This is a genomic window from Lonsdalea britannica, assembly GCF_946477055.1.
In the GTDB taxonomy this organism is placed as follows: domain Bacteria; phylum Pseudomonadota; class Gammaproteobacteria; order Enterobacterales; family Enterobacteriaceae; genus Lonsdalea; species Lonsdalea britannica_A.
In genome coordinates this window covers 1-8891 of sequence record NZ_CAMKXG010000148.1, presented here as the reverse complement: position 1 = coordinate 8891, position 8891 = coordinate 1, and the positions used below count along the sequence as shown (strand labels likewise).

Here is an 8891-nt window from a genome sequence, read left to right as displayed (position 1 = left end):
ACGAGATTCGCCTTAGTCTCGTGGGCTCGGAGATGTGTATAAGAGACAGGAAGCAGTCTATTTAAGTTGTTCTAAATCAATTTAACCCGTGTATCTCGGTGATAGGATTGCCGTCAGTTAACATTTAAAATCAATGGATATGGTGAAACCCAATGAGTAGCGCATTTTATATTCCGGCAGTAAACCTGATGGGAGAAGGCTCTTTACAGGAAGCCGCTAAGCAAATTCAGACGCAGGGCTTCAAACGAGCGCTGATTGTGACCGATAGCGTGTTGAATAAAATCGGCGTGGTGGCGTCGGTTCAGACTTTGCTGAATGAGCATCAGGTTTTCAGCGCTGTTTATGACGGCGTGCAGCCTAACCCGACGGTTAAAAACGTGGACGAAGGACTGAAACTGCTGAAGTCCAATGATTGCGACTGCATCGTTTCTCTGGGCGGCGGTTCCTCACACGACTGTGCGAAGGGCATTGCGCTGCTGGCGACCAACGGCGGCCAGATTGCCGATTACGAAGGCGTTGATAAATCACATCGTCCGCAGTTGGCGCTGTTCGGCATCAACACCACGGCGGGCACCGCTTCTGAAATGACGCGTTTCTGCATCATCACCGATGAAGTGCGCCACGTGAAAATGGCGATCGTCGATCAGAACGTCACCCCGCTGATGTCCATCAACGATCCTGCTTTGATGGTCGGCATGCCAGCTTCTCTGACGGCGGCGACCGGTATGGATGCGTTGACGCATGCGATCGAAGCTTACGTCTCCACTGCGGCCGATCCCATCACGGACGCGGTCGCTATCAAAGCGATCGAACTGATTCGTGAGCATTTGAGCAACGCGGTCCACGACGGTAAAAACATGGAAGCGCGTGAGCAAATGGCGTACGCGCAGTTCATGGCGGGGATGGCTTTCAATAACGCCTCTCTGGGCTATGTACATGCAATGGCTCACCAGCTGGGTGGCTTCTATAACCTGCCGCACGGTGTCTGCAACGCCGTACTGTTGCCGCACGTAGTCCGTTACAACGCCGTTGTTGCCGCCGCTCGCCTGAAAGACGTGGCGAAAGCTCTGGGTGTTGATGTCGCTAACCTGAGCGACGCCGATGCGGCCGAAGCAGCAATTGCCGCTATCGTTAAATTGTCTCGCGACATTGGCATCCCTGCCGGGCTGAAAGAGCTGGGCGTAAAAGAAGAAGACTTCAATACGCTGGCGGACAACGCGTTGAAAGATGCCTGCAGCCTGACCAACCCGAGACAGGGTACGCACGCTGAAATCGTTTCCGTCTTTGCGGCCGCGATGTAATTCAGGTTTCAAGAACCCAAAGGGCGGCGAAAGCCGCCTTTTTTTATGGCGAGGAAACGGGGGCGAAACGGTCGCACGGCGTCGCCTGAAAGCGGTGAACGATGACCACCGGGCTTCACGAATGTCGCGAAAGACTCGGAGCGCTGGCGCGAAACAAGACAGTGGCCGTCATCGCGCCAGCCTGACCGCCTTACGTCAACGCGGCGGTCGGGATGGGAAGGGCGGACATTAATGTGTCGTGATCACATCCAATGCGCGCAGATGTTCCGGCATCCAGGACAGTTTCACACCGGTCCCGACCTTCCAGGACGGATCCACATCGCTTGCCGGCAGTTTGACCATAAACTGGGATTGTCCGGCGACGTCCGTCATCATCCGCACGTGGTCGCCGAGATAGATAAACTGACTGATCCGCGCATTCACCTGTTGAGCTCCGGGCTGCAGAGAGTCGGCGTTGATTTTGACACGTTCCGGACGGATGCAGACCGAAATGGTTTTACCCGGGGAGCTGGGGCGGACCTTCAACGCTTTCAGCACGGTGCCATCATCCAACGTCACGTTGTAATAGTCGCCGTCACTGCCTGACTGCGTTCCGATCAGGGTATTGTTCTCACCGATAAATTGCGCCACGAAAGCATTTTGCGGACGTTCGTAGATATCGCTTGGGCTGTCCATTTGCTGGATGATGCCGTCATTGAATACCGCTACCCGGTCTGACATCGTCATCGCTTCGCTCTGATCGTGGGTCACGTAAACGACCGTGAGTTCCAACGCACGATGCAGCTCTTTGATCTCCAACTGCATATGTTCACGCAGCTGTTTATCGAGCGCCCCCAGCGGTTCATCCATCAGCACCAAACGTGGCTCAAACACCAGTGCGCGCGCCAGCGCCACGCGCTGCTGCTGTCCGCCCGACATCTGAGCTGGATAGCGGTCAGCCAGGCTGGTCAGTTTTACACGGTCCAACACGCGGTCGACTTTCTCTTTGATATCGCTGCGATTCAGGCGACGAATGGAGAGCGGAAACGCCAGATTCTCCGCCACGGTCATATGCGGAAACAACGCGTAGTTTTGGAATACCATGCCGATGCCGCGTTGATGCGCGGGCTGGTTGTGCAGCGGGGTATCGCGCAGCAGTATCTCGCCCTGCGTCGGGGTTTCAAATCCGGCCAGCATCATCAAACTGGTGGTTTTACCTGAACCCGACGGACCCAACATCGTCAGGAATTCGCCTTCCTGAATATCCAGATTCAGGTTTTTGACTACCAGCCGATCGCCATCGTAGGTCTTTTGAATATTTTTGAAGCTGACAAAGTTTTTCATTAAGCCACTCTCTCGCTGTGTCTGTATTCCCTTGTCTATGCATAAATCATGCCTGCATGAAAAATTGAGGGTGACGTGACGAGAGCGCCTTGGTGATTATCTTACCGATATGCGCCGTGAAGAACGGTTATCTTAAGGTTACCCCAAGGAAAATAAGTGAGCAGAGTGCCTCAATTCATCAATCAATGACTGGGCAGATTGAACAGTTTTTCGGCACGTTCAACGCCACATCGAAAAAAACGATGCCTCATAATGGTGAGGCCGTTAATGGGCTAAGGCACCAAAACAGTGCCCCGGAGATGGCCGTTAAGCCAGCTTTGAGTGCGTGCGCATCTCCTTCATACAGCTCACGATAACGGAGAACGCTCGCGCCATATCTTCCTCTTTGACGCAGGCGTATCCCAGCAGCAGGCCCCGCTGTGGGCGAGGGTGGAGATAGTAGCTGGAGAGGGGTTTCACCATCACGCCGCGCTGGATAATGCGACTGCTGAGCAGCACGTCGTCGGTCGCGTCGGGCAGTCGTAAAATCAGGTGCAGGCCCGCGTTGCTGTTATAGCCCAGATAGTCCTCGCCCAGATGCTCGACGATCAGCTCGCTGAGCAACGCCCGCCGGCGGCCATATAGCAGACGCATCCGGCGAATATGGGCGGCATAGTGGCCCTCGCGCAAAAACTGGCTCAGGGTAAGCTGCGTCAGCATGTGGCCGCCGCGGTATAGCTCGTCGTGGCCGGTTTTAAGCTCTCGCGCCAGATGCATCGGCAGCACCATGTAGCTCACCCGCAGACCCGGATAGAGCGTTTTGCTAAACGTGCCGATATAAATCACCGGTGGCTGATTCTTCAAGCCCTGTAGCGCCGGGATCGGGCTGCCGGAAAAGCGAAACTCGCTGTCGTAATCATCTTCGATAACCCAGCTGCCATGCTCCTGCGCCAGCGCGAGCAATCGCTGGCGGCGCGCCAGGCTCATCACTGCGCCCAGCGGATACTGATGCGATGGCGTGACACAGATAAGGCGCGGTATCGACTGGGGCGAGATTGTTTCTGGTGGCACCATGCCTTGCTCATCCACCTCGACAGGCGCAATGCGCAATCCGTTGATGGTCAGCACATTACGCATTCCCCAGTAGCAGGGCTCTTCCAGCCAGGCCAAATCCCCCGGATTGCAGAGCATTTTCGCCAGCAAATCCATCGCCTGATGCGTGCCTTCCGTGATGAGAATCTGCTCCGGACGGCACTCCACTGAACGCGCGACGCGCAGGTAGTCGACCAGCGCCTGTTGAAGTTCAGGACTGCCGCCTTTGGGGGCGTAGGAAAGCTGTTCCGGCTTCATTCGACGGGTGATGCGTGTTTGCAGGCGGCGCCATAAGTCGTGAGGAAAACAGGTGATATCCGGGATCCCCGGCATGAATGCGCCCCACTGGCGGGCCGAGGCGCCCGTATAACCGAGCAGGTTCATACCGCGTCGCGATAGCTCTTGCACGGCAGGCCTCACGGCGCTTTCGCTATTGTCCCGCAGTGGGGGAACGGCGACGGACGGCAATTGCTCTGTGACGTAGGTGCCGCTGCCGGTACGTGTTTCGATATAGCCCTCCGCCAACAGCTGTTCGTAGGCGGCGATCACCGTATTGCGTGACAGCGACAGCTGCTGCGCCAAATCCCGCGAAGAAGGCAGACGGCAGCCGGGCGCAATGGCGCCTTCCAGAATCGCCAGCCGAATGGCATCGTTCAGCCGTTTGTTCAGTGTCCCTTCCTGCTGGTTTTCCAGCCCCTGCAAGAGCAGGTCTGTCAGTAGCGAGCGCAAATTGGATCCCTCAAATTTTATAAACTGGCACTGGATTATAGAACCATGCAGGAGGTAAATAGCAACAACAGACGTCAATCGTCAGCCGCAAGCAATGCGTAAGTTCATCGAATCGGAGCAAACAAAATGAAAAATAGCGAACTCAATCAACGTCGTATGGCGGCTACACCGCGTGGTGTCGGCGTTATGTGTGATTTTTTTGCGGCCAAGGCGGAAAATGCGACGTTGTGGGATGTGGAAGGTAATGAATACATTGACTTTTCTGCGGGGATTGCCGTACTCAATACCGGCCACCGCCATCCCAAACTGCTGGCGGCGGTACGCGAGCAGCTGGAATGTTTCACGCATACCGCTTATCAAATTGTGCCTTACGGCAGCTACGTCACTCTCGCAGAGCGCATCAACGAACTGGCGCCTATCGACGGCCCGGCTAAAACCACCTTTTTCACCACCGGTGCAGAAGCCGTTGAAAACGCTGTGAAAATCGCGCGAGCGCACACCAAACGTCCGGGAGTTATCGCTTTTGGCGCCGCTTTTCATGGCCGTACGCTGCTGACGATGACGCTGACCGGAAAAGTGGCCCCTTACTCAACGGGTTTCGGGCCGTTCCCCGGATCCATTTTCCATGCGTTGTATCCCAACGAACATCAGGGCATTAGCGTCGAACAGGCGATGGAAAGCATCGACCGCCTGCTGCATACGGACATTGCCGCCGATCAGGTCGCGGCCATCATTCTTGAACCGATTCAGGGTGAAGGCGGCTTCAACGTAGCGCCGCCAGAATTCATCAGCGCGCTGCGCCAGCTGTGCGACCAGCACGGCATGTTATTGATTGCCGACGAAGTGCAAAGCGGCTTCGCGCGCACCGGCAAAGTGTTTGCGATGGAATATTATGAGGACAAAGCTGACCTGATCACGATGGCGAAAAGTCTAGGCGGCGGCTTCCCGATCTCCGGCGTTGTAGGGCGTGCCGACGTGATGGATGCTCCGGGCCCCGGCGGTCTGGGCGGCACTTACGCGGGGAATCCGCTCGCCGTCGCTTCCGCGCTGGCGGTGCTGGACGTTATCGAAGAAGAGCAACTGTGCCAGCGTGCGCAGAAGCTGGGCGCTACACTGGTAGAGACGCTGGAACAGGCGAAAGCGCACTGCCCGGCAATCGTGGATATTCGTGCTCGCGGTTCAATGGTTGCGGTGGAATTCAATGACCCGCAGACGGGCAAACCGAGCGCGGAAATCACCAAAAAATATCAGAAAGCGGCGCTGGATCAGGGGCTGCTGCTGCTGACCTGCGGCGTGCACGGCAACGTCATCCGGTTCTTGTATCCGCTGACCATTCCCGATGCCCAGTTCAACCAGGCCCTGACGCTTTTGTCCCGCGTTCTGGCTCAGTAAAGGTGGCCTCATGCAATTGAAAAACAAAACGTTATTTCGTCAGTCATGCCTCATTAATGGCCAATGGCAGGACAGCCTGAGCGGTGAAACGCTCAGCGTCAACAATCCGGCAACCGGCGAGACGTTGGGCACCATCCCGCTCGTGACGGCGGAACAGACTCAGCAGGCGATTGACGCGGCGGACACCGCGCTATCGTCATGGCGTCAGCGCACGGGCAAAGAGCGTGCCGCCGTACTGCTCGAATGGGCGCGTCTGATTCGTGAAAATCAGGCCGATCTGGCGGCCTTATTAACGGCCGAGCAGGGAAAATCTCTGGCGGAAGCGTCCGGTGAAATCGGCTATGCCAATGCGTTTATCGAGTGGTTCGCAGAAGAGGCTAAACGCGTTGAGGGCAGTGTTCTTCAGTCTCCGCAGGCTAATCAGCGCCTGCTGGTACTGAAACAGCCCATCGGCGTCACGGCGGCTATCACGCCGTGGAACTTCCCGGCTGCGATGATTACCCGTAAAGCAGCGCCCGCGCTGGCGGCAGGTTGCACCATGATCGTCAAACCGGCCGAGCAGACGCCGTTTACCGCCTTGGCGCTGGGTGAGCTGGCCCTTCAGGCCGGTATTCCCGCTGGCGTCTTGCAGGTGATCACCGGTGAAGCGCCGGCGGTGGGCAAAGTGCTGTGCGACAGCCCGGTGGTGCGCAAACTGAGTTTCACTGGCTCGACAGAAGTCGGCCGTATCCTGATGGCGCAAAGCGCGCCGACGGTGAAAAAACTGTCTTTGGAATTGGGCGGGAACGCGCCGGTCATCGTGTTTGACGACGCCGATATCGACGTCGCGGTGAAAGGCATCATGGCCTCCAAGTTCCGCAACAGCGGCCAGACCTGCGTTTGCGCTAACCGAATCTATGTACAGCGCGGTATTTATCCTGCACTGGCGGCACGGTTGGTCGAAGAAGTGAAAAAACTCAAGGTCGGCGATGGTACTGAGCCGGGCGTCACGCAGGGGCCGCTGATTGATGAACAGGCCATCGACAAAGTGCGCCAGCACATCGACGACGCGTTGACGAAAGGCGCTAGGCTGCTGCTGGGCGGCAAGTCGCATGAGCTGGGCGGCACGTTCTTCACCCCGACGGTGATTGGCGATGTTACGCGCGATATGCGGTTTGCACGCGAAGAGACGTTTGGTCCTGTCGCTCCGCTGTTCCCGTTTACGGACGAAGCGGAAGCCATTGCGATGGCGAACGATACTGAGTTTGGGCTGGCGGCGTATGTCTTCACGCGTGACGCGGTTCGTCAGTGGCGTGTGCCGGAAGCGATTGAGTACGGCATGGTCGGCATTAACACCGGGCTTATCTCCAACGAAGTCGCGCCATTCGGCGGCGTCAAGCAGTCCGGGCTGGGTCGCGAAGGTTCGCGCTTCGGCATCGAAGAGTATCTCGAGATGAAATACCTTTGCGTGGATCTCACGCCTTCAGCCTGATGACGCACTGACACGGCGATCCTGTGTCATCTCCTCGTAACATTGTGGTGCATTCGAACTCATTGAGTGCACCACGCTAAAGCAAATTATCCCCCCATTTTTCCCCTGTAAAAAACGTGCGTGCTGCACATATTCGCATTACGTCCTTATTCCACCGCGCGCCGCCTTATTTCCCTGTTTTTATACCTAAAGTGGCACGAAATATGCTTTTACAAAGAGGGGATTCTTCACCACAGCAATGACTGTTCTCACAACTCTAAAGTGCCGCCGTTTGGCATTGCGTTCACACTTTTACCAGGAGCCAGATTATGTTGAAAAAATTTGCTTTATCCGCGCTGATTGTCGCAATGAGCTCTCAGGCCTGGGCCGAAAACCTGACCGTGATTTCCTTTGGCGGCACCAATAAGGACGCGCAGGATAAAGCGTTCTACAAACCGTTTATGGCCGCAGGAAAGGGCACGATCGAATCCGGCGAATACAACGGCGAAATGGCGCGCCTGCGTGCCATGGTGGAAACCGGCCAGATCAGCTGGGACATTGTCGAAGTTGAAGGGCCGGAGCTGCTGCGCGGCTGTAACGAAGGGCTGCTGGAACCGCTGGACTGGAAAAAACTGGGCGATCCGTCTCAGTTCGTTAAAGGGTCTGTTTCTGAATGTGGCGCCGGGATTTTCGTGTGGTCGACGGTACTGACCTACAACGCCAACAAGTTGAAACAGGCGCCGACCAGCTGGTCCGATTTCTGGGATGTGCAGAAATTCCCCGGCAAACGCGCCTTACGTAAAAGCGCTAAGTTCACGCTGGAAATCGCGCTGCTGGCCGACGGCGTGAAGCGTGAAGATTTATATAAAGTGCTGGCAACGCCCGCCGGTGTGGATCGCGCCTTCAAGAAACTCGATCAAATCAAGTCCAACATCCAGTGGTGGGAGTCCGGCGCACAGCCGTTGCAGTGGCTGGTTTCCGGTGATGTCGTAATGACGTCCGCCTACAACGGCCGCGTGGCTGTCGCGCAGAAAGAAAAACCGGGCATCAATATCGTCTGGAAAGACAGCATTTACGATCTGGATAGCTGGGCCATCGTCAAAGGGTCCAAGCACAAGGCGCTGGCGGAACAGTTTATCGCCTTTGCCAACCAGCCGGAAAACCAGAAGGTCTTTGCGGAAAACATCGCCTACGGTCCTACCAATATCAAAACCAACGAACTGCTGCCTGCCGCCATTCGCTCCAACTTGCCGACAGCGCCGGAAAACCTGGAACAGTCTTTGGCAGTGGATACCGAATTTTGGATCGATCACGGGGAAGAACTGGAACAGCGCTTTAATTCCTGGGCTGCCCAGCAGTAATCCCGAGACGGTCTGAAAGAGTAAGGAGAAAATCGATGACCCAGAACGAAAGGGTGGCCGCCGCGCCACCGGCCGAGCACCTGGAAAACGCCAGCCTGAAACAGCAGCTGCGCCATGCCCAGTCGCGTTATAAAAAACGTTCGCTGCTGCTGATCGCGCCGCTGTTTCTGTTTATCCTGGCCAGTTTTCTGTTTCCCATTTTTTCGATTCTGGGCAAGAGCGTATCCAACCCCTGTCTCTTATACACATCTGACGCTGCCGACG

At 56.2% G+C, this 8891-nt stretch carries 6 protein-coding genes and 1 pseudogene; 5 read left to right on the top strand and 2 right to left on the bottom strand.

What is annotated here, in order from left to right; all coding sequences use genetic code 11:
• The first annotated feature begins 152 nt into the window (after nucleotides 1-152).
• Nucleotides 153-1301, top strand: a complete 1149-nt coding sequence (gene yiaY / locus Q7O77_RS11005; protein WP_304166949.1) for an L-threonine dehydrogenase — start codon at nucleotides 153-155, stop codon at nucleotides 1299-1301.
• A 228-nt stretch (nucleotides 1302-1529) separates the two neighbouring features.
• Here the strand turns inward: yiaY and Q7O77_RS11000 are convergent, their stop codons facing one another.
• Nucleotides 1530-2624, bottom strand: a complete 1095-nt coding sequence (locus Q7O77_RS11000) for an ABC transporter ATP-binding protein (RefSeq protein WP_304166946.1) — start codon at nucleotides 2622-2624, stop codon at nucleotides 1530-1532.
• A 306-nt stretch (nucleotides 2625-2930) separates the two neighbouring features.
• Complete coding sequence (locus Q7O77_RS10995; RefSeq protein WP_304166944.1) at nucleotides 2931-4424, bottom strand: PLP-dependent aminotransferase family protein; 1494 nt, start codon at nucleotides 4422-4424, stop codon at nucleotides 2931-2933.
• Between the two features lie 126 nt (nucleotides 4425-4550).
• Between Q7O77_RS10995 and Q7O77_RS10990 the strand changes: the two genes are divergently transcribed.
• From Q7O77_RS10990 to Q7O77_RS10975, 4 genes and pseudogenes are all read left to right on the top strand, one after another.
• A complete protein-coding gene (locus tag Q7O77_RS10990) occupies nucleotides 4551-5816 on the top strand; it encodes a 4-aminobutyrate--2-oxoglutarate transaminase (protein WP_304166942.1) in 1266 nt (421 codons plus the stop codon).
• A 10-nt stretch (nucleotides 5817-5826) separates the two neighbouring features.
• On the top strand, nucleotides 5827-7287 hold the full coding sequence (locus tag Q7O77_RS10985) for an NAD-dependent succinate-semialdehyde dehydrogenase (protein ID WP_304166939.1): 1461 nt from the start codon (nucleotides 5827-5829) through the stop codon (nucleotides 7285-7287).
• Nucleotides 7288-7595: 308 nt separating this feature from the next.
• Nucleotides 7596-8627: an ABC transporter substrate-binding protein gene (locus Q7O77_RS10980; protein WP_304166936.1), complete on the top strand. Its 1032-nt coding sequence runs from the start codon at nucleotides 7596-7598 to the stop codon at nucleotides 8625-8627.
• A 35-nt stretch (nucleotides 8628-8662) separates the two neighbouring features.
• Nucleotides 8663-8891, top strand: a pseudogene (locus Q7O77_RS10975) (hypothetical protein); the annotation flags it as partial.

Coding starts and splice junctions, on each gene's coding strand:
- Q7O77_RS11000 (WP_304166946.1), bottom strand. CDS start 2,624: ATGAAAAACTTTGTCAGCTTCAAAAATATTCAAAAGACCTACGATGGC.
- Q7O77_RS10980 (WP_304166936.1), top strand. CDS start 7,596: ATGTTGAAAAAATTTGCTTTATCCGCGCTGATTGTCGCAATGAGCTCT.
- Q7O77_RS10990 (WP_304166942.1), top strand. CDS start 4,551: ATGAAAAATAGCGAACTCAATCAACGTCGTATGGCGGCTACACCGCGT.
- Q7O77_RS10985 (WP_304166939.1), top strand. CDS start 5,827: ATGCAATTGAAAAACAAAACGTTATTTCGTCAGTCATGCCTCATTAAT.
- yiaY (WP_304166949.1), top strand. CDS start 153: ATGAGTAGCGCATTTTATATTCCGGCAGTAAACCTGATGGGAGAAGGC.